Source organism: Sinorhizobium sp. BG8 (genome assembly GCF_016864555.1).
In the GTDB taxonomy this organism is placed as follows: Bacteria; Pseudomonadota; Alphaproteobacteria; order Rhizobiales; family Rhizobiaceae; genus BG8.
The window spans coordinates 714,455-739,675 of record NZ_CP044012.1 but is presented as its reverse complement, the minus strand read 5'-3'; the positions used below and the strand labels follow the sequence as shown (position 1 = coordinate 739,675).

21 protein-coding genes are annotated in these 25,221 nt (G+C 61.8%); 12 read left to right on the top strand and 9 right to left on the bottom strand.

Annotated elements, in window-relative coordinates:
- Positions 1-2 precede the first annotated feature (2 nt).
- The 5 genes from F3Y30_RS24400 to F3Y30_RS24380 all read left to right on the top strand — a co-directional run bounded on the left by F3Y30_RS24400 (position 3) and on the right by F3Y30_RS24380 (position 5,564).
- Positions 3-293 carry a XapX domain-containing protein gene (locus F3Y30_RS24400; RefSeq protein ID WP_203426867.1) on the top strand — a complete coding sequence of 97 codons (291 nt, stop codon included), beginning with the start codon at positions 3-5 and terminating at the stop codon, positions 291-293.
- A complete protein-coding gene (locus F3Y30_RS24395) occupies positions 293-2,275 on the top strand; it encodes an amidohydrolase (protein ID WP_203426866.1) in 1,983 nt (660 codons plus the stop codon). Before F3Y30_RS24400 ends, F3Y30_RS24395 begins: the two co-directional genes overlap by 1 nt.
- Before the next feature lie 37 nt (positions 2,276-2,312).
- Positions 2,313-2,762, top strand: coding sequence for a DoxX family protein (locus F3Y30_RS24390; protein ID WP_203426865.1), 450 nt, complete (start codon positions 2,313-2,315; stop codon positions 2,760-2,762).
- 63 nt (positions 2,763-2,825) lie between these two features.
- Positions 2,826-4,448 (top strand): MFS transporter, encoded by a 1,623-nt coding sequence (locus F3Y30_RS24385; protein WP_203426864.1) that lies wholly within the window; start codon positions 2,826-2,828, stop codon positions 4,446-4,448.
- A gap of 285 nt (positions 4,449-4,733) precedes the next feature.
- On the top strand, positions 4,734-5,564 hold the full coding sequence (locus F3Y30_RS24380) for an alpha/beta hydrolase (RefSeq protein WP_246753089.1): 831 nt from the start codon (positions 4,734-4,736) through the stop codon (positions 5,562-5,564).
- Between the two features lie 80 nt (positions 5,565-5,644).
- Here the strand turns inward: F3Y30_RS24380 and F3Y30_RS24375 are convergent, their stop codons facing one another.
- The 4 genes from F3Y30_RS24375 to F3Y30_RS24360 form a co-directional block, all read right to left on the bottom strand.
- A complete protein-coding gene (locus F3Y30_RS24375; RefSeq protein WP_203426862.1) occupies positions 5,645-6,889 on the bottom strand; it encodes a hypothetical protein in 1,245 nt (414 codons plus the stop codon).
- Between the two features lie 73 nt (positions 6,890-6,962).
- On the bottom strand, positions 6,963-8,003 hold the full coding sequence (locus F3Y30_RS24370; protein ID WP_203426861.1) for a substrate-binding domain-containing protein: 1,041 nt from the start codon (positions 8,001-8,003) through the stop codon (positions 6,963-6,965).
- Positions 8,004-8,079: 76 nt separating this feature from the next.
- A complete protein-coding gene (locus tag F3Y30_RS24365; RefSeq protein ID WP_203426860.1) occupies positions 8,080-9,114 on the bottom strand; it encodes an ABC transporter permease in 1,035 nt (344 codons plus the stop codon).
- Positions 9,111-10,595 carry a sugar ABC transporter ATP-binding protein gene (locus F3Y30_RS24360; RefSeq protein ID WP_203426859.1) on the bottom strand — a complete coding sequence of 495 codons (1,485 nt, stop codon included), beginning with the start codon at positions 10,593-10,595 and terminating at the stop codon, positions 9,111-9,113. Before F3Y30_RS24360 ends, F3Y30_RS24365 begins: the two co-directional genes overlap by 4 nt.
- A 286-nt stretch (positions 10,596-10,881) precedes the next feature.
- On the opposite strand from F3Y30_RS24360, the gene F3Y30_RS24355 reads away from it, so the two are divergent.
- Complete coding sequence (locus tag F3Y30_RS24355) at positions 10,882-11,535, top strand: alpha/beta hydrolase (protein WP_246753027.1); 654 nt, start codon at positions 10,882-10,884, stop codon at positions 11,533-11,535.
- Positions 11,536-11,631: 96 nt separating this feature from the next.
- Here F3Y30_RS24355 and F3Y30_RS24350 read toward each other — a convergent pair whose 3' ends face one another.
- From F3Y30_RS24350 to tauA, 3 genes are all read right to left on the bottom strand, one after another.
- Positions 11,632-12,435 (bottom strand): ABC transporter permease subunit, encoded by an 804-nt coding sequence (locus F3Y30_RS24350; protein WP_246753088.1) that lies wholly within the window; start codon positions 12,433-12,435, stop codon positions 11,632-11,634.
- Between the two features lie 35 nt (positions 12,436-12,470).
- Complete coding sequence (locus F3Y30_RS24345) at positions 12,471-13,274, bottom strand: ABC transporter ATP-binding protein (RefSeq protein WP_203426858.1); 804 nt, start codon at positions 13,272-13,274, stop codon at positions 12,471-12,473.
- Positions 13,275-13,369: 95 nt separating this feature from the next.
- Positions 13,370-14,374 (bottom strand): taurine ABC transporter substrate-binding protein, encoded by a 1,005-nt coding sequence (tauA, locus tag F3Y30_RS24340; protein WP_203426857.1) that lies wholly within the window; start codon positions 14,372-14,374, stop codon positions 13,370-13,372.
- A 533-nt stretch (positions 14,375-14,907) separates the two neighbouring features.
- Here tauA and F3Y30_RS24335 point away from each other — a divergent pair.
- The 6 genes from F3Y30_RS24335 (at position 14,908) to F3Y30_RS24310 (ending at position 22,380) form a co-directional block, all read left to right on the top strand.
- Positions 14,908-15,918, top strand: coding sequence for a sugar ABC transporter substrate-binding protein (locus F3Y30_RS24335; RefSeq protein ID WP_203426856.1), 1,011 nt, complete (start codon positions 14,908-14,910; stop codon positions 15,916-15,918).
- 70 nt (positions 15,919-15,988) lie between these two features.
- The gene (locus F3Y30_RS24330) at positions 15,989-17,530 is read left to right on the top strand and encodes a sugar ABC transporter ATP-binding protein (protein WP_203426855.1); all 1,542 of its coding nucleotides are present in this window, start codon (positions 15,989-15,991) and stop codon (positions 17,528-17,530) included.
- Positions 17,520-18,548 carry an ABC transporter permease gene (locus F3Y30_RS24325; protein ID WP_203426854.1) on the top strand — a complete coding sequence of 343 codons (1,029 nt, stop codon included), beginning with the start codon at positions 17,520-17,522 and terminating at the stop codon, positions 18,546-18,548. The genes F3Y30_RS24330 and F3Y30_RS24325 overlap by 11 nt, the downstream gene beginning before the upstream one ends.
- A 1-nt stretch (position 18,549) precedes the next feature.
- On the top strand, positions 18,550-19,551 hold the full coding sequence (locus F3Y30_RS24320; protein WP_203426853.1) for an ABC transporter permease: 1,002 nt from the start codon (positions 18,550-18,552) through the stop codon (positions 19,549-19,551).
- 37 nt (positions 19,552-19,588) lie between these two features.
- Positions 19,589-20,803 carry an SfnB family sulfur acquisition oxidoreductase gene (locus F3Y30_RS24315; RefSeq protein WP_203426852.1) on the top strand — a complete coding sequence of 405 codons (1,215 nt, stop codon included), beginning with the start codon at positions 19,589-19,591 and terminating at the stop codon, positions 20,801-20,803.
- Positions 20,804-21,219: 416 nt separating this feature from the next.
- On the top strand, positions 21,220-22,380 hold the full coding sequence (locus F3Y30_RS24310; RefSeq protein WP_246753026.1) for a pilus assembly protein TadG-related protein: 1,161 nt from the start codon (positions 21,220-21,222) through the stop codon (positions 22,378-22,380).
- Positions 22,381-22,505: 125 nt separating this feature from the next.
- Here F3Y30_RS24310 and F3Y30_RS24305 read toward each other — a convergent pair whose 3' ends face one another.
- Together F3Y30_RS24305 and F3Y30_RS24300 are read right to left on the bottom strand one after the other, a co-directional pair.
- Positions 22,506-23,717: an acyl-CoA dehydrogenase family protein gene (locus F3Y30_RS24305; protein ID WP_203426850.1), complete on the bottom strand. Its 1,212-nt coding sequence runs from the start codon at positions 23,715-23,717 to the stop codon at positions 22,506-22,508.
- 83 nt (positions 23,718-23,800) lie between these two features.
- The gene (locus F3Y30_RS24300) at positions 23,801-24,847 is read right to left on the bottom strand and encodes a substrate-binding domain-containing protein (RefSeq protein WP_203426849.1); all 1,047 of its coding nucleotides are present in this window, start codon (positions 24,845-24,847) and stop codon (positions 23,801-23,803) included.
- Positions 24,848-25,221 lie beyond the last annotated feature (374 nt).

Here is a 25,221-nt window from a genome sequence, read left to right as displayed (position 1 = left end):
CGATGAAGATGTATCTCCTTTCGCTCGGAGCCGGACTGCTCGTCGGCATAATCTATTCGCTCCTGAACGTCCGATCCCCCGCACCACCCGTTGTGGCGCTCGTGGGTTTGTTGGGCATCCTGGTCGGTGAGCAGGTCGTGCCATTCGCTCGCACGCTCTGGAACCGGGAGCCGGCAATTGCGTCTTGGATCCACCACGTCAAGCCGCACATGTTCGGGCATCTTCCGAAGGGAGGCTCGGTGAGCGCCGACGTAACGACCGAGGCGACGCGCTCCAAGCGGAACGCAAGCTGATGCCGACGCGCCGTACCATTCTCGGCGCGGCATCGGCCCTTGCCCTGCCAGCCCTCTTTTCGCCGGCGCGTGCCGCCGGCCCTGAATCGACCGGAGATGCTTCCATGACGCCCGACCTCATTCTGCACCGAGGCCTGATCACCACTCTCGACCGTGCAAAGCCGGCAGTGTCGGCCGTTGCCATCAAGGATGGCAAGTTCCTGGCCGTCGGGGAAGACAGCGAGATCATGGCGCTCGCAGGTCCGGACACGAGGATCGTCGACCTCAAGGGGAGACGCGTGCTGCCGGGTCTCAACGACAACCACACCCACGTTGTTCGCGGTGGACTTAACTACAACATGGAACTTCGGTGGGACGGCGTGCGCTCGCTGGCCGATGCAATGGACATGTTGAAGCGGCAGGTCGCGGCAACGCCCGCACCGCAATGGGTTCGCGTTGTCGGAGGCTTCACCGAGCACCAGTTCGCGGAAAAGCGATTGCCGACGATCGAGGAGATCAATGCCATTGCTCCAGATACACCGGTTTTCCTTCTCCATCTCTACGACCGTGCCCTGCTGAACGGCGCCGCGTTGCGCGCCGTCGGCTATACGAGGGACACGCCGAACCCGCCCGGCGGCGAGATTACGCGCGATGCCAACGGCAATCCGACCGGATTGCTGCTCGCCAAGCCCAATGCCGGAATTCTCTATTCGACGCTGGCCAAGGGACCGAAGCTTCCCTTCGACTATCAGGTCAATTCGACCCGTCACTTCATGCGCGAACTGAACCGGCTCGGCGTTACCAGCGTCATCGATGCGGGTGGCGGTTTCCAGAACTATCCGGATGATTATGCCGTCATTCAAAAGCTCTCCGACGAAGGGCAAATGACGGTGAGGCTCGCCTACAACCTTTTCACGCAGAAGCCGAAACAGGAGAAGGAGGATTTCCTTAAATGGACCTCCTCCGTGAAGTACAAGCAGGGCAACGACTATTTCCGACACAACGGTGCCGGCGAAATGCTGGTGTTCTCGGCGGCGGATTTCGAGGATTTTCGTGAGCCGCGACCCGATATGCCGCCGGAAATGGAAGGCGAGCTCGAGGAGGTCGTGCGGATTCTCGCGGAGAACCGGTGGCCATGGCGATTGCATGCGACCTACGACGAAACGATCAGCCGCGCGCTCGACGTTTTCGAGAAGGTCAACCAGGATATCCCGCTCGAAGGCATCAACTGGTTCTTCGACCATGCCGAGACGATCTCCGAGCGCTCCATCGACCGCATCGCAGCGCTCGGCGGCGGCATCGCCGTGCAGCATCGCATGGCCTATCAGGGCGAGTACTTTGTCGAGCGCTATGGCCACGGCGCCGCGGAGGCCACCCCGCCCGTCGCGCGCATGCTGGAGAAGGGCGTGAATGTCTCTGCCGGCACGGACGCCACGCGCGTCGCCTCCTACAATCCCTGGGTTTCACTTTCCTGGATGGTGACGGGCAAGACGGTCGGCGGCATGCAGCTCTATCCGCGCCGCAACTGCCTCGACCGCGAAACGGCTTTGCGCATGTGGACCGAGAAGGTCCAGTGGTTCTCGAACGAGGAGGGGCGCAAGGGAAGGATCGAGAAGGGACAGCTTGCCGACCTCATCGTGCCGAGCAAGGACTTCTTTGCCTGCGCCGAAGACGAGATCTCGTTCCTCACCTCGGATCTCACCATGGTCGGTGGACGGGTCGTCTATGCCGCGGGCGACTTCGCCCCTCTTGACGACAACCCGGTGCCCCCAGCAATGCCGGACTGGTCGCCTGTGCGTACATTCGGTGGCTATGGCGCATGGGGCGAGCCGGAAGGGGCTGGCAGGAACTCGCTGCGGCGAACGGCCATCGCGTCCTGCGGTTGCTCCAGCGGTTGCGGCGTTCATGGCCACGACCATGCGGGCGCATGGACATCGAGGCTGCCGATCGCCGATCTGAAGGGTTTCTTCGGCGCTCTCGGCTGCTCGTGCTGGGCCGTCTGACAATAGAATCAAGAGAGTTCGCGAAGGAAAGACGAACATGCCGACAATGGAAGCAAAACTCGCGAGAGTCTGCACGCCGGTATTCACCAGCCACCCGGTTCGCTGGCTCGGGCTGCTTCTGCTCTGCTCCGCCTATATCCAGGGCGGGTTGTTCAAGCTCTTTGATTTCGGAAGCGCCGTCGCGGAAATGGAGCATTTCGGGCTGCTGCCGGCCAGGCCCATCGCCGCCGTGGTCATTCTGTTCGAGCTTGGAACGTCGGCGATGGTGATAACCGGCTTCTGCCGCTGGATCGGCGCATTGGCCCTTGCCGCCTTCACTCTGGTCGCCACGTTGCTTGCGCTACGCTTCTGGGAAATGCCCTTGGGGCAGGAGCGCTTCATGGCGACGAATTCCTTCTTCGAGCATCTCGGCCTCGTCGGCGCGTTTCTTCTCGTCGCCTGGTACGACCTGCACAAATGGCGCCGCGGAGAGGGCGACTGGAGCTGATTGCCGGCTGGATCCCGCGCGCATTCACTCAAGACATAGCCTACAAATGCCGGAAGGATACGCATGAACGACAAGGCTGCAGCACCCACCCCAAGCGGATTCGCTCCTCTGCGGCAGCGCGTCTTCGCCGTGCTCTGGATTGCAACGGTGGTCGGCAACACCGGTAGCTTCATCCGCGACGTTGCCAGTTCCTGGCTGGTCACGGACCTCTCGGCGTCACCGGCGGCGGTCGCCATGGTCCAGGCGGCGGCCACGCTGCCGATCTTTCTGCTTGCGATACCAGCCGGTGTGCTGTCGGATATTCTCGATCGTCGCAAGTTCCTCCTGTTCATCCAGTTCTTGCTGGCGAGCGTCAGCATCACGCTGCTTCTCCTGTCCGCCTCCGGGCTCCAGTCCATCACCTCGCTCGTCGCACTCACCTTCGTTGGCGGCATCGGCGCGGCGCTGATGGCGCCGACCTGGCAGGCGATTGTTCCGGAGCTCGTCGCGCGGCAGGACGTCAAGAGTGCCGTGGCGCTCAACTCGCTGGGCATCAACATTTCCCGTGCGATCGGTCCTGCGGCCGGTGGTTTGATCCTCGCCTCGTTCGGTGCGGCCGTCACCTACGGGGTCGACGTCATCAGCTATGTGTTCGTCATTGCCGCACTTGTCTGGTGGAAAAGGCCAGCCGCCGCCGATGACGCGCTTTCTGAGCGCTTCCTCGGAGCTTTCCGGGCGGGGCTGCGCTATGCGAAGGCGAGCCACGAACTGCATGTCGTCCTGCTGAGGGCTGCGGTCTTCTTCGCGTTTTCCAGTTCGGTCTGGGCACTCTTGCCGCTCGTCGCGCGCAATCTCCTCGGGGGAGACGCCGGTTTCTACGGTATCCTGCTCGGTGCAGTCGGTGTGGGCGCGATTGGCGGGGCTTTGCTGATGCCGAGGCTCAGGCTCCGGTTCGACGCAGACGGCCTGCTCCTTGGAGCGGCTGTCGTCACGGCGCTTGTCATGGGCGTGCTATCGCTCGCGCCGGCGAAATGGGTTGCCGTCCTGGTCCTGCTTGCACTGGGCGGCGCCTGGATCACGGCACTGACGACGCTTAACGGCGCTGCCCAGTCGATCCTTCCGAACTGGGTGAGGGGGCGTTCGCTGGCGGTGTATCTGACGGTGTTCAACGGGGCGATGACGGCCGGTAGTCTGGCCTGGGGTGCCGTCGCGCAGATGCTAGGCATATCCACGACGCTCGTGATCGGCGCTGTCGGTCTCTTTATCGCGGGAATCGTATTTCACGTAATCAAGCTGCCGAAGGGCGAAGCGGACCTCGTGGCCTCGAACCATTGGCCCGAACCGTTCATCGCCGAGACGGTCGAGCACGACCGCGGCCCAGTTCTCGTGCTGATCGAATACCGGGTCGATGCGGCAGACCGCCCGGCCTTCCTCGACGCGCTGTTCCGCCTATCGGGCGAGCGGCGCAAGGATGGGGCCTACGGTTGGGGCGTGACCGAGGACACCGGAAATTCGGAGCGGATCGTCGAGTGGTTCATGGTCGAATCCTGGGCGGAGCATCTGAGACAGCACAGGCGTGTCTCCAAGGCAGACGCCGATATCCAGGCGGAGGTTCAAGCCTATCACAAGGGACCGGAGAAACCCGTCGTGCACCATCTCCTGTCGGTCGATCGGCCGCGTCACGGGCGAGGTCACAAAGCGCACTGAGGGATAGTTGTTTGCGTCCGGGCGCGAGGCCTATCATCCAAAACGCGATCGAAAGCATCAAGAACGGATACGGACACAGCTGTAATGTCGCGGCCACGCAACGGGAGGGCGAGTGGGTTGCGGCGTACTCGATACTCTTCGGAGCAGCTTTCCATGTCTGATTTCACTCTTCCCCTCTCGCGCCGGCAAACCCTTCTTGCAGGTGCATCGCTTTCGCTCGTCATGGCCGCACCGGCAATAGCAGCGCAGAACTCAACCTCGAACCAAAGCAAAGGAACGGTTTCCATGAGCCAGGATTTCATCAAGACCGAGGACGGCGTCGAGATCTTCTACAAGGATTGGGGCAGCGGCCAGCCGATTGTCTTCCATCACGGCTGGCCCCTTTCCTCCGACGATTGGGACGTGCAGATGCTGTATTTCGTCCAGCAGGGCTATCGCGTCATCGCCCATGATCGTCGCGGGCATGGCCGTTCGACCCAGGTCAGCGATGGCCACGACATGGACCATTATTCGGCTGACGTCGCCGCACTTACCAACAAGCTGGACTTGCGCGATGCCATCCACATCGGGCACTCGACCGGCGGCGGCGAGGCTGCGGCCTATGTCGCGCGTCACGGCAAGGGCCGTGTGGCCAAGCTGGTGATGGTCGGCGCGGTTCCGCCACTCATGGTCAAGACTCCTGCAAACCCTGGTGGCCTGCCGATCGAGGTCTTCGACGGTTTCCGTGCTCAGCTTGCCGCCAATCGTGCCCAGTTCTTCCTCGATATCCCCAGCGGCCCGTTCTACGGCTTCAACCGTCCGGATGCGAAGGTCTATCCCGGCGTCATCCAGAACTGGTGGCGGCAGGGCATGATGGGAAGCGCCAAGGCGCACTACGAGGGCATCAAGGCCTTCTCCGAGACAGACTTCACGGAGGACCTCAAGAAGATCGATGTCCCGACGCTGGTGATGCACGGTGACGACGACCAGATTGTGCCGATCGACGATTCAGCGCGCCTCGCCGTGAAGCTCCTGAAGAACGGCACGCTCAAGGTCTATGAGGGTTACCCGCACGGCATGCTGACCACCCAGGCGGATGTAATCAATCCCGATCTGCTGGCCTTCATCAAGAGCTGATCATATACGCCGGCCCAAGGGTGCGATGCACGATGCGGGCCGGCGGTTCCGTTGTATGAGAATTGCCGTTCGCCGACGGCTCAGCCGAGATACTCTATGATTTCGAGCCCGGCGTTGTAGTCCGTTGCGTAGATGAGGCCGTTCCTGTCGACGAAGACGTCGGCGGACTGGATCACCTTCGGGCGTCCGGGGCGCTTGTCCGTCATCGTGTTTGGTGCGGCAGGCACGAGCGCGCCGGTTTCCCGCGGATGATAGGGATCGGAAATGTCGAAGGCGCGGATGCCGGCGTTCTGCCAGGTAGCGAAGATCAGCGTGTCGGACACGAAGGAACCGGGCCGGTTCTCGTGCAGGTTATGCGGTCCGAAATGGCCGCCCTTCTTCGCATAGTCGATCTCGTTCGGTATAGGAAAGGTCGAAATGCTGATTGGGTTCGTCGGCTCGCGGATGTCGAAGACCCAGGTGTGCTTGCGCCCGTCCTCCTCATTGTCCAGCACCGCTTCGTCGGCAACGACGAGCAGGTTGCGGGCGGGAAGGGGCAGGGGCGAGTGGGTGCCTCCGCCATAGGGCGGGCACCAGTTGTGGTGCTTGATGAGCTTCGGGCGTGCGTGGTCCGTTATGTCGAGCAGGGTAAGCCCGCCATCGCGCCAGCAGGCATAGGCCGTGTTGCCCTCGACCAGAGCGTGGTGAAGCGCATGCCGACGTCCCTCGGGTGCGTTCGACGTTTCGCCGGCCGCCCTGTTCATGCCTGGCAGCCACCACCGGCCGACGAGTTCCGGCCTCGTCGGGTCCGCCATGTCGATGGTCACGAATATGTAGTCCGTGAAGCCGTCGAGCAGTGCCGAGGCATAGGCATAGCGGCCGCCGACATACCAGAGCCGGTGAAAGCCGATGCCTTCGACATCCAGTTGTCCGATCCTGCGTGGCTTGTCGGGCGTGGAGATGTCGTAGACGGTCATGCCCGCAGTCCAGGCACGCTTGCGACCCTTGCCGGCCAGGGTGTCGCCCACGGACTTCGTGTAATAGGTCTTTTCGTCGGCAAAATTCTCGACATCGGCGAAGAGATCGAGGGCATTGATCACCAGCAGAAGATCATCATGCGTCTGGAGGTGGATGTTCCAGGTGTTGGCCGGAGCCGGCACGTAGGTTGCGGCGCCCGGGTTCTTCGGGTCGCGCACGTCGACGATCGAAAATCCCTGCGACCATGGGTGGGCCACATACGCAAAGCCGCGATGCACCATGAGCTGCAGCCCGTCTCCGCGGCCTCCGATGTCGGAATGACCGATCAGTTTCATGTTTCGGGCGAAGTCGGGTGTCGGAATGCTCATGGCGGTCACTTTCGGTGGAAACGGTGAGGGTGCCGCTTGGGCGGCGGCACCCTTGATCTGCGCGAGAGGAGGCCTACTTGGCGACCGGAATCCAAGAGGCGGTCGCCGCATCGCTCTTGAGGAAGGCGGGGAATTTCTGCTGCAATTCCTCGATCGTCGAAATCTCATTGTTGACGAGATCGTCGCGCGTAACGAGCGTCGGCTGCAGAAGGACCGAGCGGCCTGGGAACTGGCCGGCGATCGCAAGAGAAACCGCACGTACCGAGACCTCGCCCACGACGGCGGCATTGGTGGCAGCGGTGGCGGCCCAGGCGCTGTCCGGCTCGGCCATCAGCTGTATATCGGCGGTCGAGATGTCGACGCCGTAGATCTTGACGCTGGAAGCGACGCCGAGTTCGTCGATCGCGAGCTTGACGCCCTTGGCGAATTCGTCCCAGGGCGTGAAGATTACCGAGATGTCCGGGTTGGCGCGCAGGATCGCCTTGGTCTGGTCGGCGACGGAAGCCGGCACCGTGTCGTTGACGACGCCCCAGACTGCCTTTTCGGTCAGGTTGTGCTTCTTGACGAAATCCTGCCAGACGGCATAGCGGCGATCGAGCGGTGCGAAGCCGGCCACATAGACGGCGCCGCCAACGAAGCCGTCGCCCTTGTCCTTCACCGCCTGTTCGAGCACGAGGCGTGCCATGTCGGCATCGCTCTGCTCGATCTGCGGGATCGCGGGATTGTCGAGGTTCACGTCATAGGCGACAACCTTGATGCCGGCGTCGAGCGCCTTCTGGGCGACGTCCTTCAGAACCTCTGGGCGGCCGTTGTTTATGATGATGCCGTCGACCCCGAGATTGATCGCCTGCTCGACGAGGCTGCGCTGCGTGTCGTTGTCGTTGCGGGCCTGGGAGACGGTCAGATTGATGCCGAGCGCATCCGCCTGGCGCTTCACGCCGGCCTCGAAGGCCTGAAGCCAGTCGCCGGAGCCGAGGAAACTGACGACCGCAATATCGACGTCTCCCTTGTCGAAGGGAGCGGGTGCGCCTTCGATGCCGGCGGAGAGAGCCTGACTTGCGAGAAGCGTGACGCCAGCAAAGGCGCCCGTGAGGGATCGGATCAGTCTGTTCATGGTGTCTCCGTTCGTTGTTTTTCGTTTGATTGCCGAAGCGTCTCGCGGCCTTCCGGACTCCCGAGAGGCATGTTTCTCAGGTTTTGGCGCGGCCGACCCCGTAGGTCAGCGCAAGCGCCCCCACGAGGACCGCACCTTTGACGAAGTCCTGGGTGTAGTAGGGGGCGTTTAGCATGGTCAGTCCGTTGAGCAGAACTCCGACGAACACCGCTCCGACGATGGTTCCAAGCACGTTCGGTCGCCTGAGGCCGAGCACCGCAAAGCCGATCAGGGCGGCAGCGACGGAATCCATCAGCAGCGAAGCGCCGGATGATACGTCTCCACGGCCGACGCGTGCTGCGACCACGATGCCGCCGAGGGAGGCCAGCGTGCCCGAGATGACATATGCGAGAGCCTTGAGCCGGTCGGTCTGCCCCCCGGCAAGGCGGGTCGCAAGTTCGTTACCGCCGGTGGCAAAAAGCAGACGGCCTATTCGGGTCCGCTCCGTCAGAACGTGGAGGACGACAGCGACAACGAGCATGATGGCGACGGGGAGTGGCACGACGCCGAACAGGCTGGAGCGCCCGATCATTAGAAAGAGCGGGTCGTACTTGCCGATGGCGGTCGTGCCATCAGGCAGTATCAGGCCCGGCGAAATCGAGCGCCCGGCTGTCGGGATCAGTTGAAGGCCGGTCAGCAGGAACATCATCGAGAGCGTCGCAAGTAGGTCGGGGACCTTGAGGCGCACGATAAGAACCGCATTAAGAAGACCGACAGTCGCGCCAAGAAGCAGCACCAGCGGGACCGTGGCGGCAAGGCCGAGGCCCCAGACGATCATGATGTAGCTAGCCGCCATGACGCTCGAGGCGGCGACAGCTCCGATCGAGAGGTCGAACCCGCCGACCGCCAATGTCACTGTCACGCCGGCCCCGAGAATGGCCACGACCGACACCGCCTGCAATATGCTCATCAGGTTGTTTATGTTGATGAACGCCGGCTGGGAGATCGTAAAGGCGACTATAAGCCCCAGAAGCAGGATGAAGACTGCGCCGGCCCGTAGGAACTCGCGCGCAATGTCGAGGGATGACGTAGCGGGTGCAGTTTGACCTGCGTTTTCCTTGACCGATTTCATGATGTGCTTTCCCCGAGCTGCTGGCGAGGCTCGCCGGGGGCTCGTTGTTGCGTAACGTGGTGGTGGTTCATGACGAGAATCCGATCGGCAACCTCTATGGCTTCCTCGGGATCTGATGTCGCAATCAGCGTGGCGCGGTCAGTGTGGCTGCGGATCGCGGTGATGATGTCGTGGCGTGCGCCGACGTCGACGCCCTGGAAGGGCTCGTCCAGCAGCAGAAGCCTGGCAGGTTCTGCTTCCCAGCGTGCAAGGACCACCTTCTGCTGGTTGCCGCCTGACAGGGTCCAGACGGATGCGGCAGGCCCCGAGGCACGGATGCCGAGGCGCGAGATCGCTGCCTTCGCCTTGCTGCGCTCGCGTTCCGGGGCCACGAAGCCCGACGGGTACCAGCGCCGAAGGTGCGGCAGGCTGATTGTGGCAGCGATGGATTCGCCCGGCCAGCCAGCGGGGATCAGCGACGAGCGATGACGGTCTTCGCCTGCCATGGCCACCCCTGCCTCGATTGCCTCGCGCGGGGTTCGGGGGGCGTAAGCCTTCCCATCCAGCAGCATCTCGCCTTCGGCAAGGCGGCCACGCCCGAAGATGGCCGAAAGCAGCCGGCTTTTGCCGGCGCCGAGGACACCCGTCACGGCGACAACCTCGCCGCGTCTGAGTGTGAGGTCGAACGGGCTGCTCGCCGGCAGTAGCCGAGCACCGCGCATCTCGAGAACGATCTCGCTGTCTGCACCGCGAGCATCGGGTCGTGCTGAAGCGAGCGGTCGACCGATCATCGCCTCGATCGCCGCATCAAAGTCGATAGGCCTGTCGAAGCTCTCGATCGCTCGGCCGCCGCGCAGCACGACGGCTCGATCCGCAAGTGCCTCCAGATCCGCGGTGCGGTGGGATATGTAGAGGATTGCCAGCCCCCGTCGCTTGAGCTCGAGCAATGTCTGGAAAAGCCGTTGCGATTCATTCGCCGACAGGCTCGCGGTTGGCTCGTCGAGAATAAGCAGTTCGGCCTTGTTGGCGAGCGCGCGGGCGATCGCGACGAGTTGGCGGTCCGCCGTGGAGAGGTCGGCAAAGTCCCTGTTGACCGGCAGGTCGAAACCGGCTTCGGCAAGCATTGCCTCTGCTTCCCGTCGGATGCGCGCCTTCGACACGAAGAGGGGCTGGCGACGGTCTACGAAGCGGTTGAGAAGAAGCGCATCGGCAACGGTCAGTCCGGGTATGCCGACGAGATCGGTCGATTGGTGCACGGTCACGATGCCGGCGGCGGTCGCCTCAGCCGGCGTGCGCGGCGCGAAGGTTTGGCCCTTGAATGTCAACTCGCCGCCATCAGGAGAAAGCACGCCTGAGAGGATCTTGACCAGGGTGGATTTTCCCGCGCCATTGGCCCCCATGAGTGCAAGAATCTCGCCGCGCTCCAGTGTCAGTGACAGGCCGGAGAGCGCCACGGTCGATCCAAAGGATCGCGAAAGGGCATTGGCATGCAGGAGGGACATCGATGCATCGTATAGGTTGCGGATACCGCTCTGTGCTAACGGATCGAAACGCGGAAACAAGAACCCATATTTTGTTCCATTGTCTTTGAAAGGAAAAATTTTCCAATGGCTTAGTGCGGCGACTTTCTCAACGCCAGCGAGGCCAGCTTGTGTGTTTCGATCAATCTACGGTAAAAGAAAATAAATTGCATAGATTTTATAGAAGATAGTTGCCTCTTCCTTTGGATCGGAGCGTTGAATGGGCATCATGCAGTGAGATAGCGCCAATCCTTAAGGAGGCCTCACGATGATGAAAAACGACCCGTCGGTCGCCACATTGATCCTTCCCGGATTGAATGGATCGGGCAGCGAACACTGGCAGCGACACTGGGCCCGCGACCGGCCCGATTGTCGTGTCGTGGAGCAGGACAACTGGACATGTCCGGATCTTCGCAAGTGGCTGGCTCGTGCAGAGGAAACGATCGAGAGAACGCCCGGTGTGTGGCTGGTCGCCCACAGCCTCGGATGCGTCCTTGCCGCCAACCTCGCCAGCAGCCGTGTTGCGCAAAGAATCCGAGGAGCATTGCTTGTCGCGCCCTGCGATCTCGAAATCACCGAAAGGCTTCATCCCTGCGTGCTGTCATTCGGGACCATGCCGCAAGCGAGACTTCCGTTTCCGAGCCTCGTCGTCGGTAGCTCCAACGATCCCTACATGCCGCCCGACAGATTGCGCTCGACGGTTCGCCATTGGGGAAGCACGCAGGTCGGTATCGGTCCTGCGGGCCATATCAATGTGGACAGCGGCTTCGGGCGGTGGACGGCCGGATATGATCTCTTCGACCGTTTCGTCTCGGCGGCGGAAAGGAGCAGCGGCCCGGACCAGGCCTATGATGCCGCCTATTCAAGGGCACTGGCGGGTGTACCCGTGCCGTTTTGCGAAGGTGCCGCCGTCAGGCGATGATACCAATCTCGGGTGGCTCCACGCGCTGCCATATCTGGGCAGAGCACGCCCTCTCCGGTTCGGGGCATCCGGCGCCTCGGCGTAAGGACCGCGCCTTTAGCGATGTGCGGCCCATGGCACGAGGCGCTTTTCCACTAGCCTCGCGACGTATTCCAGAAGGATCGCTATCAGGGCAATCACCACGATGCCCGCAATGACGACATCCGTCACGAGGAATTGTGCTGCCGACTGGATCATGAAGCCAAGTCCGCTGGACGCCGCAACAAGTTCGGCCGCGACCAGTGTCGTCCAGCCGGCGCCGAGAGCGATGCGGATTCCGGTGAGAACGGAGGGGAAGGAGCTTGGCAAGATCACTTGAAGCAGGACCTGTCGGGGCGTTGCACCAAGGGCGCGCGCGGCATTCACGTGGTCCTTCGACACGGATCGCACGCCCGCCGAGGTCGACAGAATGACGGATGGCAGCATCGAGAGGGCGATCACCGTGATCTTGGAGGCTTCGCCGATGCCGGCCCAGATGATGATGAGGGGAAGGTAGGCGAGGGGCGGAAGAGGGCGCAGGAACTCGACGATCGGGTCCAGGATCCCCTTGCCGACGCGGCTCGTACCGATGGCGAGACCCGCCGGAATTCCGATCACTATGGCCGCCAGCAGCCCGCCGAAAATGCGGTAGAGACTTGCGCCGACGTGTTCGGCGAGCGTCGCATCGACGAAGCCGGTGACAGCCAGGTTGTACCCTGCCACAAGCACCTGTCTCGGCGAAGGCAGGAACACGGGGGAGACCAGCGCGTAGGCCGAGGCGACGCTCCACAGGGCAAGGATCGCGCCGATCGTCACCGCCGAAATGACGTAGACGGGTACCGGCCGCGAGGGCCGGACTATTGGCTGCTCTGGAGCTTGCACCCCCTGCTGCAGGACTTCGATTTCCGTGGAGAGGGTCACGCGGCCACCTCGTCATCTGAAAGAGTGTGGATCAGACCGGTCAGACCGGCGTGCATGCGCTTGAAAAGCGGAGATTCCTTCACCGCAACAATGGATGCGCCGGACAGGATCTCCTTGTTGAACCCGGCCTCGATCTCTGCGGCGAGGCGCCCGGGATTGGGCGACAGGACGAGGATGCGGGAGCCGAGCAGCAGGGCCTCGTCAATGCTGTGAGTAATGAGGAGGGCGCCGGCCTTGCTCTGGTCCTTGATGCGCAGGATGAACTCCTGCATGCGCGTGCGCGTCAACGCATCGAGTGCGCCGAGCGGCTCGTCGAGCAGTAGGAACCGCGGCTCCGCCGCCAGAGCGCGGGCGATGCCGACGCGTTGACGCATGCCGCCCGAAAGCTCCCAGATGTTGCGATCGCCGGCATGGGCGAGCCCCACGAACTCGAGCAGCTCCTGCGCCCGCGTCCGGCGATAGGTCTCTGACATACCCCTGAGCTTCAGGGGAAATGCGATGTTCTCCCTGGCGTTGAGCCACGGATAGAGCGCATCGTCCTGGAATACGACCGCGCGATCGGCTCCGGGTCCCCGAACCTCAACGCCATCGACGGAGACCGTGCCGGAGGTAGGCTTGATGAACCCGGCCGCGAGGTTGAGCAGGCTCGTCTTGCCCGAACCCGACCGGCCGATGATCGCAACGAGTTCATTGGAGCCGATATGCAGGTTGATGTCATCGAGAACGAGGCCAGCCTCGCCGCGATCACCGTTCCGCGGTGGATAGCGCAAGGAAACGTTGCGAAACGACAGTGTACTCATGGCATTTCCTTTCCGGTGATCCGAGCCGTCCGGCAAGCCAGCAACCCGGCTGCGCCAAGCGCATCCGGGCCGCCGTCCGCCGCCGTTTGTGTGCCTCAGTAGGCGAGCTTAGCTGCGTCTGTGACCCAGCGGGATGTGACGTAGGGGCCGTAGTCGGGCAGAGCAGCAGGAATCTTACCCTGCTCGAGCAGGAAGGCCGAGGTGGCCGCGACTGCCTTGACGGTGCCGCCGCCAAGCAGAGCTTCACCTGCCTGCTCTTCGAGCGTCGGGAAGGTGTAACCCTTCAGCAGTGCGGGAACTTCATCCTGCTTTGCGCCGGTGAGGCGAGCGATTTTCTCGGCCTCCGGCGAGGTTGCGTTCCAGGCTTCCGGCTTCGCCCGGTACGCCGCTGTCGCATCGCCGGTTACCTTGACGAAGGCGGTCACGACGTCCGGATGCTCCTCGGCAAATTTCTTGCTGACGATCCAGGCGTCGAATGTCGGCCCGCCCCAGTTGCCGACGTCCGCCGAGGTCGCGAGAACCGTACCGGACTTCTTGAGTTCGGCGAGGACCGGATCCCAGACATAAGCGCCATCGATATCGCCCCGCTCCCATGCGGCGGCAATTTCCGGCGGCCTGAGGTTGAGGATTTCGACCGACTTCGGATCGATGTTCCAGTGCTTGAGCGCCGTCAGCAGGCTGTAGTGTGCCGTGGACACGAAGGGTGTCGCAATCTTCTTGCCGGCGAGTTCTTCCGGCTTGGTGATCGATTTGACGGCCAAAGCTTCGGCTTCGCTGATCAGGCCGACGACATAGATGGTCTCGATCGGAAGCTCTCGGCTGGCGGCAGCAGCCAGTGGCGAGGACCCGACGTAGCCGATGTCGAGTGCACCGGAGGCGATGGCTGCGATGACATCCGCGCCGCCGTCGAATTTCTGCCAGTTGATTTTCGCGCCGGTGACCTTTTCGTAGGTCCCGTCGGCCTGCGGTACGCGCGACGGCTCGACGATCGGCTGGTAGCCAATGTTCAGCGTCACTTCAGCTGCACTGGCCTGGCTCAGCTGTGCGGCCAGGGCGATGGCGGCAGTCGCCGCCATGAGATGCCTGCGGGTGATTTCCATGATCCCTCTCCTTCAACATTGCGTCGGTTCCAGAGGTGTTCCACACCGATCGCTGAAATCAAGATTATATAATCAATAAATTTAGTAGAGAAATATTCGTCTCATTTTTCCTGCGCCTCGCGTTGGATTTTCTGTCGATCCCTGGAGAAGACGAACGCTGAGCTTCGGGATGCCGGCATCGAGAAGCGCCGCCGAGGGAAGCGCGGACGATTGAAGGAAATGCCGCCCCATGCCCTCCGCGCAGCGCGCTTGTCGTAGCGACGGCTCGCTGAGGTGGCTCCTCGCGAAGATCGATCACAGTGAGAGCATCTCTCTTCTCATCTGCCACCGCGGGGCGCTCCGTGACGCGTGCCTGTCCTGCAAACCGGACGACTCGCTTCGGGCGCTTAAACAGGCTCGAGTGCGGCTTGGCGATGGAAACATGGAGCCGGATTTTGCGGAAAGCGCCGGTGATTTGGAAAAATCTATCTGTTGCAATCAATAATTACACATAATCTATAGAGTATTAGAAATCGGAGTCGATGGGGACTGAAATGACTAAAGACAGGCAAGATGCAACTTTCAACCGGCGGGATCTCCTGAAGCTATCGGCTGTCGGCGGAGCCGTCATTGCTGGTGCGAGCCTCGTGGGCGCACGTCCAGTTTTCGCAGCGGAAGAATTGTCCCTGAAGGGCAAGCGCATCGGTATCAGCACCGCCGGCACGGACCACTTCTTCGACCTTCAGGCGTACAATGCCCAGGTCGAGGAAGTGCGGCGTCTCGGTGGCGAGCCTATCGCCGTGGATGCGGGCCGCAACGACGGCAAGCTGGTTTCCCAGCTTCAGACGCTGATTGCTCAGAAGCCCGACGCGATCGTCCAGTTGCTCGGAACGCTCAGCGTCATTGATCCGTGGCTGAAGAAGGCGCGAGACGCGGGCATCCCCGTATTGACGATTGATGTCGGTTCCACCAACTCGCTCAACAACTCCACCTCCGACAACTGGGGGATAGGCAAGGATCTCGCCCTCCAGCTCGTCTCCGACATCGGCGGCGAGGGCAACATCGTCGTCTTCAACGGCTTCTACGGCGTCACGCCCTGCGCGATCCGCTACGACCAGCTGGTTAACGTCGTGAAGTACTTCCCGAAGATCCAGATTATCCAGCCGGAACTGCGCGACGTCATTCCGAATACGGTTCAGGACGCATTCACGCAGATCACTGCAATCCTGAACAAGTACCCCGAGAAGGGCTCAATCAAGGCTATCTGGTCGGCCTGGGACATCCCGCAGCTGGGCGCGACGCAGGCGCTGTCGGCCGCCGGGCGCACCGAGATCAAGACGTACGGCGTCGATGGCAGCCCGGAAGTTCTTCAGCTCGTCGCCGACCCGAACTCTCCCGCAGCAGCGGACGTCGCGCAGCAGCCGGCGGAGCTCGGCCGCACGGCCATCCAGAACGTCGCCCGCTTGCTCGCCGGCGAAACGCTCCCGCGCGAAACCTATGTGCCGGCGCTTCTCGCCAACAAGGCGAACGTTGGCGAGGTTTCGAAGAAGCTTGGCATCGGCTGAACCAACGCCGAACCCTTCCGCGGGTCCGTGCCCGCGGAAAGATTCATCTGCGGGTTGAAGGGGATTTGCCATGGTAGAGAGAGTAGTTCCTGCGGGCGACGGCGACATCGTCCGGCTGAGCGGCATCGTCAAGCGTTTCGGAGGCGCGCAGGCGCTCGCCGGTGCTTCGCTTGCCGTCAAGCGCGGCACCGTCCATGGCCTCGTTGGCCAGAACGGCGCCGGAAAGTCGACCCTGATCAAACTTCTCGCCGGTCTTCACGAGGCCGACGAGGGCACGATCGAGATCGACGGAACTGCTTTCGATACCTTGACGCCGCATCTCGTCGAGGAACTCGGCATACACTTCATTCATCAGGACCGATTGCTCGTATCGACCTTTACGGTCGGTGAAGCTCTCTTTCTGGGCCGCGAGCCGAGGATTGCCGGCACGCCGTTCCTCGACCGCAAACTGATGCGTCAAAAGGCCGGCGAGATCCTGGAACGCTATTTCGGGCTCCGTCTGCCGAACTCAGCTTTAATCGGCGATCTTTCCGCAGCGGAAAAGCAGATCGTCCAGATCACACGCGCGCTTCTTCACGAACCGAAGGTGCTCGTGTTCGACGAACCCACGGCGGCCCTGGTTCGTCGGGAAGCGGAGATCCTGTTCAGGCTCATTCGCCGCTTGCGCGATGAGGGCATCACCATCATCTACATCTCGCACTACCTAAACGAAATCGAGGCCCTGTGCGATACGGTGACGGTGCTGCGCAACGGTCGCGACGTCGCTACATTGCCGATCCGGGAGACATCGGCCGCTGAGATTGGCTCCCTGATGGTCAACCGGGACATCGTCGACCTCTACCCCAAGCCGTCGGTCGAACGCGGCGGTCCTCTCCTGAAGGTCGAGGGGCTTTCGCTCTCCGACCGGTACTCCGACGTTTCCTTCACTCTCCACAAGGGTGAGGTCATCGGTCTCACCGGCCTGGTCGGATCCGGAGCCAAGGAGGTCGTGAGAACGCTGTTTGGACTGGAGGCGCCCACAGCCGGACGGGTCGAGCTCGGAGGCGAAAACGTTTTCGTTGCAAACCCGGCAAAGGCTGTTCGCAAACGGCTTGCTCTCGTCCCCGAAGACCGGCGCCGCGACGGCGTTGCACTCGGCCTTTCGGTTACAGAGAACACAACGCTTGCCAGTCTCGACCGCTTCAGCCGTTTCGGGCTTCTGGACAAGCATGCAGAAAACCAGCAGGCCGAAAGCCTCATCAAACGCCTGCAGATCAAGACCGATGGCGCGCAGGCACTGGTCAGGACGCTTTCGGGCGGCAACCAGCAAAAGGTTGCCGTCGCCAAATGGCTGACCCGCCGATCGGAAATCTTCCTCCTCGACGAACCGACCGTAGGTGTCGATATCGCAGCGAAGGTCGAGATTTACGGCCTGATAGGCGAACTCGCGGCGCGGGGTGCCGGCGTCCTCGTCCTCTCCTCCGATATCGACGAACTGCTTGGCATCACGGATCGCGTGCTGGTGCTTTTCAGGGGCCAGGTCACGCGCGAATTCCTCTCAGAAAAAACGAAGCCCGATCAGATCCTGGCGGAGGTGACGGGTGCTTCGGAGACGTACAGACATGTCAGCTGAAATACCCTTTGCAGAGCCGCTCGCGGCGCACCTGCCACAGGCACCGAGGGCAGCGCTCGGCCGCAGGTTGGCGACACTCGTCCTGCGCGGCGGTTCGCTTGCCGTTTTTGTGGCGGTCCTCGTCTTCTTCTCGCTTGCGGCACCGTTCTTCCTGACCATCGGTAACATAGGCAATGTGCTGGCCCAGTCGGCGATCGCAGGCGTGCTTGCCATCGGTCTGACGATCGTCGTCATTGCTGGCGGTTCGAATGTCGTGACGGGCGGCATCGATCTCTCGCTCGCTGCGAACATGGGCCTGAGCGCCGCCGTCTACGCGACATTGGCGCAGGCCGGATACGGCGATCCGGTCGCTGTCCTTGCGGCGCTCGCCACGGGCATTGCGATCGGCATCGTCAACGCCGCAGCGGTCACTCTTGCAGGCATCGTGCCGTTGCTTGCCACGCTTGCCGTGATGAATGTCGTTGCCGGCGTGGAACTCGTGCTCACTCAGAACACCGTGATCCCCGCATCGACAGATCTTCTTGCGGCGCTTTCGGCGATAGGGCCGTATGGGATTCCCGTGCTTGCCTATGTTCTGCTTGTCTTTGCTGCACTGGTTGCTGCGGTGGTCCAATACACGCCCTGGGGGCTTCGGCTTTATGCGGTCGGCGAGTTTCCGGAGGCGGCGCGCGCCGCCGGTCTGCCGGTTCGGCGCTATCTTGCCGCGTCCTTCGTCGTGAGCGGTCTTTGCGGGGGGGTAGCGGGCATACTCTCGGCATCCTACCTCAGCGGGAGCACGACAGGCGCCGGGGAAATGCTGCTTCCGGTCGTAGTCACTGCGCTCCTCGGCACCGTGTTTTCGCGCCGGCTCGTTCCGACCGTCACCGGCACTCTGCTGTCGGCGCTCTTCGTCGGCTTCCTCGTGAACGGCTTCCAGCTTCTCAACATTTCCAGCACGCTGGTCAGCGGCGTGCAGGGGCTGCTGATCCTTGTTGTGGTTTCTGCAACGACCGTGTTGCGGCGCCCGGAGTCCCATTGACATGACCGATAAGAAAATCGCTCCGGCCGGGCGGGCCGTCCCTTCGAGATTGCTTCAGGCGGGCGCACACCACGCGCTCATCGCAGCTCTTGCGATCGTCTTCGCGATCTTTGCAGCGCTGGCCCCGGGGTTCCTCACAGGCCCCAACCTCCTCAGCGTGCTCGTCAACAACTTCGCCCTGCTTGCCATCGTTTCCATCGCCATGACCTTTGCCGTGTCCGCCGGCGGCATCGATCTGTCGGTCGGCACCGCGATAGATTTTGCAAGCTTCGCCTTCGTCTCTCTCGTTCTCGCTGGCCAGCCGATCGCGCTGGCGGCGGTGGGTGGTTTGGCCGGCGGAGCCGTTGTGGGCATTTTCAATGCGTTGCTGATCGCCGGCATCGGCGTGTCGCCATTTCTGGCGACGCTTGGCACACTCTTCGTCGGACGCAGCATCCAGCAGCTGCTGACCAATGGCGGAAACCCCGTTTACCTGCCGCCCGCCGGTGTCCCGGAAGCCTTTCGCTTCCTCGGGCACGGAGCGGTTGCCGGAATTCCCGTGCCGCTCATCGTGGCCTTCGCAGTGGTCGGGGCCTCGTGGATCATTCTGGCGCGAACGCGTTTCGGCAGGGTGACTCTGGCCTCGGGAATACAGGCTAGCGTGGTGCGCCACTCCGGCATTGCGCTACCGGCGCACACGGCGGCCACCTACCTCCTCGTCTCGATCGTTGCGGCGATCGCCGGCCTGATCGTAACGTCCACCGTCACCGTGTACATCCCCTCCTCGGGCAACGCCTTCCTGCTCAACGCCATTGGCGCGACCTTCATGGGAACGACGTTCGACCGCGATGGCCGGCCGAACATTCCCGGCACCGTGCTCGGCGTGCTTCTGCTCAGCATCGTGGCCAACGGCCTTCTTCTCAGTGGTCTGAACTTCTACTGGCAGCAAGTCGCGACCGGACTCCTGATCTTCTCGGTCCTTGTCGTCGGTTTCGCCCATCGCAAGGCTGCAAGCCGCGCCTGACGCCTGCGGCTCCCAACGCCCTGAAAGGACTTTTGAAATGAGCAGTGCACACCAACTCTCGCAACCGAGCCTGGATGCCCACCGGATTGCCAGTGAAGAGGAGGCGCTTGCTGTCGCACGGACGCTCGCAGCCGATTTCGAGCCGGGTGCGAGCCGCAGGGACATCGAGCGCTCTCTGCCCCATGAGGAAATGGACAGGTTGTCCGCCTCGGGGCTTCTCGGGATCACTGTCCCCGCTGAATATGGCGGCATTGATGTTTCAAACGCGGTGCTGGCCGAAGTGACCGCAATCCTGTCGGAGGCCGACAGCTCGATTGGACAGATTCCCCAGAACCACTTCTACATCCTCGAAGCTCTCCGCCACGATGGCAGCGAGAAACAGAAGGAGTTCTACTTCGCGCGCGCACTTGCCGGAGATCGCTTCGGAAACGCTCTTTCGGAAGTCGGCACCAAAACGGTCGGGCACTACTCGACACGGATTGTGCCTGATGGCGCGGGATATCGCATCAGCGGGCGAAAATTCTACTCGACCGGCGTGCTCTTCGCCCATTGGGTGGCAATCTTCGCACTCGACCCCAATGACAAATTGACCATGTCCTTTGCGCCGCGGGAGGCGGAGGGGATAGAGATCGTCGACGACTGGGATGGTTTCGGACAGCGTACGACCGGTAGCGGCACGACCGTCTTGCGCGAGGTGTATGTGCCGGCTGATGCCGTGGTGCCGCACCACAAGGGCTTTGAGCGTCCCGGCACGATCGGTTCCGTCGGACAGATCATCCATGCTGGAATCGATCTCGGCATTGCGCGTGCAGCGTTTCGCGAGACGCTCGACTATGTCAGGCAGAAGGCGCGGCCCTGGACGGACAGCGGGGTGGAACGGGCCGCCGACGACCCCTTGACGATCGCCAAGGTGGGGCAGCTTGCCATTCGCATAGAGGCGGCAGAAGCGCTCGTGGAGCGTGCCGGCCGCAAGGTCGACCAAGCGCAGGTAAGCCTGACGGCGGAGAGCGCCGTGGAAGCCAGCCTCTCTGTCGCAGCTGCCAAGGTGCTGACCACCGAGATTGCAATCGAGGCGACGAATACGCTTTTCGAGCTCGCCGGAACGTCGGCGACAAAGAGAGGGCTCAATCTCGAGCGGTACTGGCGGAATGCCCGGACCCATACGCTGCATGATCCCGTGCGGTGGAAGTACCATGTGGTGGGGAACTTTCATCTGAACGGTATCGCACCTCCGCGCAGCGGCGCTCTCTGAAACAGTCGCACCAGACGCGTGTTTGGCAGGAAGGCCGCGATCGGGCGACGATCGCGGCCTTTTGCTTGGCTGAGTTCGCCATCGGCGCAGCATCCCTTGCAAGTCGTCTGCCGGGTCTCGTAACGCCGTTGGGAGCCAACGGGTCCGGTCCGAAGATACTTGAGAATGATCAAATTTCCATGGAGTTATGTCTAATATATTGAAATCTAATATCTAATTTCGACGCAAAATAGAACAAAATTCCAGAACAGTTAAATTCGATCAGAGGTAATTAACGTATTTTTATCGCGACCCATACAGATCTGAGGGAATATTGTTCATTATTACTTGGTGTATTTATGACGCATGCGAGATTTTACGATCAGAGAATTTCACTACACCGCCTGATCCATGAACGCGCCGGAAACTTCGGCCTATTGAGCGCACTCCTTCTGCCGCTCCTGCTCGTGGCCGTCGGCGGGGCGCTCGACTTCATTCGTGCCTTCAACGAGAAGGAACAGTTGCAGAGCGAGATCGACAGCGCCATGCTTCTCGCCGCCAAAGCCGAGGGTGCGGATGCCCAGTTCGAAGCCGCAAAGTCGATGCTTGCGACGAAGACCGGCGAAGATATCGACATCGAGGAGTTGCTGAACGTCAGCCAGAACAGCGATGGCAGCGTCACCGGCACCTTCGATGCCTCGGTCAAGACCTACTTCCTGCAACTCGTTGGCATCGAGACCCTGCCGATCACCGTGAGTGCGACCGCAATTGCCAGCGGAGGTTCCAACGCTGGTGGTGGCTGCATCTATGTACTTGGTAGCAAGGGGCAGGACGTTCTGATCAACTCGGGCGCGAACGTTCACTCGGACGCTTGCGAGGTGCACGTGCAGTCCAAGGCCTCGCCTGCGTTCATCATGAACTCGGGTTCGAAAATAGAGACGGCTCGTTTCTGCGTGCGCGGCACAAACTACATCAAGAACGGCGGCACACTCACCAACCTGGAGGTCGGCTGCATTCCCGACTGCGATCCGTATGAGGGCGAGCTGACCGAACCGACCGTTCAATCCACCTGCACCACAAGCGGCTGGAAGGATGGCACGTCCCACACGCTGAAGCCTGGGGTGCATTGCGAGACCGGCTTCAACGGCAGCCCGACGATTACGTTTGAGCCGGGTCTGCACATCATCAAGGGACGCATGATAATCAACAGCAATGCGACCGTGATTGCCAAGGGCGTCACCTTCTATTTCCCGGATGTATCGAGCGAAATCCGCATCAACGGCGGCGTGACGTTTACGGGCGCCGCGCCGACCAGCGGTACCTACAAGGGCATCCTGATGTTCGAAAAGACCAGCGACGCGACCAACAATGCCAACAAGCAGCAGTACATTTTCAACGGCTCGAACGGAGAGGTGCTGGAAGGCATCATCTACCTGCCGAACCGCGACGTGACCTACAATTCGACCACCAACCAGGTGAGCCGGATTTCGCTGGTGGTCAACACGATGATCATGAATTCCTCAAACTGGCTGATTGAGCCCTACACGGGTGGCTCCGACAGCGCGGCCTCCGGTACGGGAGTGCGGCTCGTGAAGTGACATCGGAGCCGAATGGTCCAGCCTGTGTTTAGCGCCGCAACCGAGTGTCGATCGCGGCGCTTCAATTCCAGGCGAGAATTGCAGGTGCTGTCACTTGCCGGGAGACCGACAGTCAGAACAACGCCTCAGCTGTAAAGGCTGACAGGTGGAATCCGCGCATTGAGTGCAAAGTCGCCGACCTCGCGCGCCTTGTAGAAAACCGGATCGTGCAGTGAATGGGTCCGGACGTTGCGCCAGTAGCGGTCGAAGCGGTAGTGAGAGGCCGTGGCGCGCGCGCCCATCAGCTCGAAGATCCGGGACGTGATGTCGAGTGCGACATGGGTCGAGTGTATCTTCGCGGCATAGGCTTCGATCGCGGCCTCACCTCGTGCCCTCGGGCTCACTGCACGGCCCAGGGCGAGCGCAGACTGGACGTCGGCCGCGGCGGTGTCGGCAAGAGCCGCCGAAGCCTTGAGCGCGGCACGGAACTCGCCGATGCGCTCCAGTATGTATGGATCCTCGCTTGCAGCCGTCACACCGGATGTGATCCACGGCCGCGTGGTTGTCCGGACATAGTCGATCGCCTGCTCGAGCGCGCCTTCGGCCGTTCCCAGATAGAAATTCACGAAGACGAGCTGGATGAGCGGCGTGTTGAAGGTTGCCTGCACCGGGGGAGGGCTGTCTTTGCTGGCGAGCGGCAGGATGAAATCACTCTCATGGACGGGGAAGTTACGGAACTCAACGCTACCGCTGTCCGACAGGCGCTGGCCGATATTGTCCCAGTCGTCGTGCGCAAGGTAGCCGGGGCGATCGGTCGGAACCACGAAGTTCGCGATCTGGTCCCCGAGTTCTGCGCTGACGTTGATCCTGTCTGAGACATGCGCGCCCGTGGAGAATGTCTTCCGGCCGTTGAGCAGGTAGTGGTCGCCATTGCGGGTCAGCGTCAGGCCGGGATCGCGCGGATTGACGGCGGCACCCCAGTAGAGCTTGCGGGCAACCGTCTCTGCCCCGAGTTCCCAGGCCTTGTCCGGATCGTCGGCGGCCCAGTAGATGTATTGGCTGTTGACGTAGTGATAGCCCAGCAACTGCCCTATGGAGCTGTCGCCGCGCGCCAGGATGCGGACGAGACGCAGGCCGTCCACCCAGTCGAGGCCGCCCCCGCCGATTTCGGCAGGATGAAGCGCCGTCAGCAGACCGGTTTCCTTCAGGCGATCAATTTCATCGTGGGGCGGCTTTCCTGCAAGATCCAGCTCCGCGCCGCGGCGCGTGAGGTCGGCAGCGATCTCCCTGGCTTTTGCAAACAACCTTTGGCGATCGTCCTGGGGCGCCGGCTCCTTGAGAAGATGCAGTGCATTCATGGCTATGTTCCTGTTCTTGTGAGAGCGGTCATGCGCAACGATCGAGCCGGGGCATCCGAATGCCCCGGCAGTGAACGATGCCGTCAATAGAGTTGCGCGGGAATCCACGCGGCCGTCGCGGCGTCGCTCGCGCTGAAGGCCGGAACTTTCTCGGCCAGTTCCTCAATCGATTTGACGCCCGCTTCCCGCAACGATGCCTGCGTCAGCAGTGCCGGCTTGACGAGGATCTGGGCGGGAACATCTTCTCCGGCAATTTCAAGCGCGGCGGCACGGATCGAAACCGCGCCGACGACCGCTGGATTGGTCGCGACCGTTGCCACCCAGGGGCTTCCTTCCTCGATGATCTCCTGGATGTCAGCGGTCGAGACGTCAGCGGAATAGATCTTGATCTTGTCCGAAATGCCGAGATCGGCGGCGGCCAGTTTGACCCCGCGGGCAAACTCGTCATAGGGAGCGAAGACGACGTTGATATCCGGATTTGCTGTAAGCGCCGCCTTGGCCTGGTCAGCCGTACTCGTGGCCGTCGTGTCGCTGACATTGCCGAAACGCGCTTTTTCCACCACGCCCGGATTGTCGGCCTTGAACTTCTCCCAGACCTCGTTGCGGCGGTCGAGCGGGGCAAAGCCTGCGACATAGACGTAGCCGGCCTTGAATGCGTTTCCGTTGTCCTTCGCGGCCTGCTCCAGAGCGATGCGGGCAAGTTCGTGGTCACTCTGCTCGATCTGGGGAATGGCGGGGTTGTTCAGGTTGACGTCGAAGGCGACCACCTTGATGCCGGCATCGAGTGCCTGCTGGGCGACGTCGCCGAGCGATTCCGGTTGGCCGTGGTCGATCACGATGCCATCGACGCGGAGGTTGATCGCCTGCTGGACCTGGTCGCGCTGTTCCGCGGCGTTCTGCCGTCCGGGAAACACCCGGAGATCGATGCCGAGCGCCTTGGCCTGTGCCTCCGCGCCCGCCTGGTAAGCCTGGAAAAAATCTCCGGCGGAGATATAGGATATGAGCGCCACCTTGACGCCGCCCTTGTCAAAGGGGGCAGGCGCCCCCGCCAGACCCTCGGCTCCGGCGCTGTTATAGAGCGCCAGTGTTGCGATACCTGTCGCCAATAGTGTTCTGATTGTCTGTCCCATGCATGGCTCCCTAAACGCTGCCGACCGGTTGTCGGCTTCCGCGCTCACGGCGATCGCGGTTCAATTCATGATAAAATCTACAGATTATATGGCTAAATACGATATTCCAAACTCGAACCCGTGGAGCGAAAAATATGCTGCGGCTTCGCCTTCTCTGGAAAAGATGAACGCGCAACAGCATCGCTGCCCCATTGGAACACCGGAACCGCCACTAAGGATAAAAGCGGCCAACGAGAGGTAGGCCCTGCCTTACCGGCGGATGGCGATAGGGAAATTTCCCCGATCGATCCGATATTGGAACGAAATAACTCTACTAAAAACATCGAATACAGCAACAATTAAAGCGTGACCTCGATAGGACACGCTTCCGCGAC

Excerpts from the sequence above, each read along its gene's own strand:
- F3Y30_RS24315 (WP_203426852.1), top strand. The coding sequence starts at position 19,589 with ATGAGCAGTGCACACCAACTCTCGCAACCGAGCCTGGATGCCCACCGG.
- F3Y30_RS24370 (WP_203426861.1), bottom strand. The coding sequence starts at position 8,003 with ATGAACAGACTGATCCGATCCCTCACGGGCGCCTTTGCTGGCGTCACG.
- F3Y30_RS24300 (WP_203426849.1), bottom strand. The coding sequence starts at position 24,847 with ATGGGACAGACAATCAGAACACTATTGGCGACAGGTATCGCAACACTG.
- tauA (WP_203426857.1), bottom strand. The coding sequence starts at position 14,374 with ATGGAAATCACCCGCAGGCATCTCATGGCGGCGACTGCCGCCATCGCC.
- F3Y30_RS24375 (WP_203426862.1), bottom strand. The coding sequence starts at position 6,889 with ATGAGCATTCCGACACCCGACTTCGCCCGAAACATGAAACTGATCGGT.
- F3Y30_RS24395 (WP_203426866.1), top strand. The coding sequence starts at position 293 with ATGCCGACGCGCCGTACCATTCTCGGCGCGGCATCGGCCCTTGCCCTG.
- F3Y30_RS24355 (WP_246753027.1), top strand. The coding sequence starts at position 10,882 with ATGATGAAAAACGACCCGTCGGTCGCCACATTGATCCTTCCCGGATTG.
- F3Y30_RS24325 (WP_203426854.1), top strand. The coding sequence starts at position 17,520 with ATGTCAGCTGAAATACCCTTTGCAGAGCCGCTCGCGGCGCACCTGCCA.
- F3Y30_RS24360 (WP_203426859.1), bottom strand. The coding sequence starts at position 10,595 with ATGTCCCTCCTGCATGCCAATGCCCTTTCGCGATCCTTTGGATCGACC.
- F3Y30_RS24400 (WP_203426867.1), top strand. The coding sequence starts at position 3 with ATGAAGATGTATCTCCTTTCGCTCGGAGCCGGACTGCTCGTCGGCATA.
- F3Y30_RS24305 (WP_203426850.1), bottom strand. The coding sequence starts at position 23,717 with ATGAATGCACTGCATCTTCTCAAGGAGCCGGCGCCCCAGGACGATCGC.
- F3Y30_RS24335 (WP_203426856.1), top strand. The coding sequence starts at position 14,908 with ATGACTAAAGACAGGCAAGATGCAACTTTCAACCGGCGGGATCTCCTG.
- F3Y30_RS24320 (WP_203426853.1), top strand. The coding sequence starts at position 18,550 with ATGACCGATAAGAAAATCGCTCCGGCCGGGCGGGCCGTCCCTTCGAGA.
- F3Y30_RS24330 (WP_203426855.1), top strand. The coding sequence starts at position 15,989 with ATGGTAGAGAGAGTAGTTCCTGCGGGCGACGGCGACATCGTCCGGCTG.
- F3Y30_RS24385 (WP_203426864.1), top strand. The coding sequence starts at position 2,826 with ATGAACGACAAGGCTGCAGCACCCACCCCAAGCGGATTCGCTCCTCTG.
- F3Y30_RS24390 (WP_203426865.1), top strand. The coding sequence starts at position 2,313 with ATGCCGACAATGGAAGCAAAACTCGCGAGAGTCTGCACGCCGGTATTC.
- F3Y30_RS24345 (WP_203426858.1), bottom strand. The coding sequence starts at position 13,274 with ATGAGTACACTGTCGTTTCGCAACGTTTCCTTGCGCTATCCACCGCGG.
- F3Y30_RS24365 (WP_203426860.1), bottom strand. The coding sequence starts at position 9,114 with ATGAAATCGGTCAAGGAAAACGCAGGTCAAACTGCACCCGCTACGTCA.
- F3Y30_RS24380 (WP_246753089.1), top strand. The coding sequence starts at position 4,734 with ATGAGCCAGGATTTCATCAAGACCGAGGACGGCGTCGAGATCTTCTAC.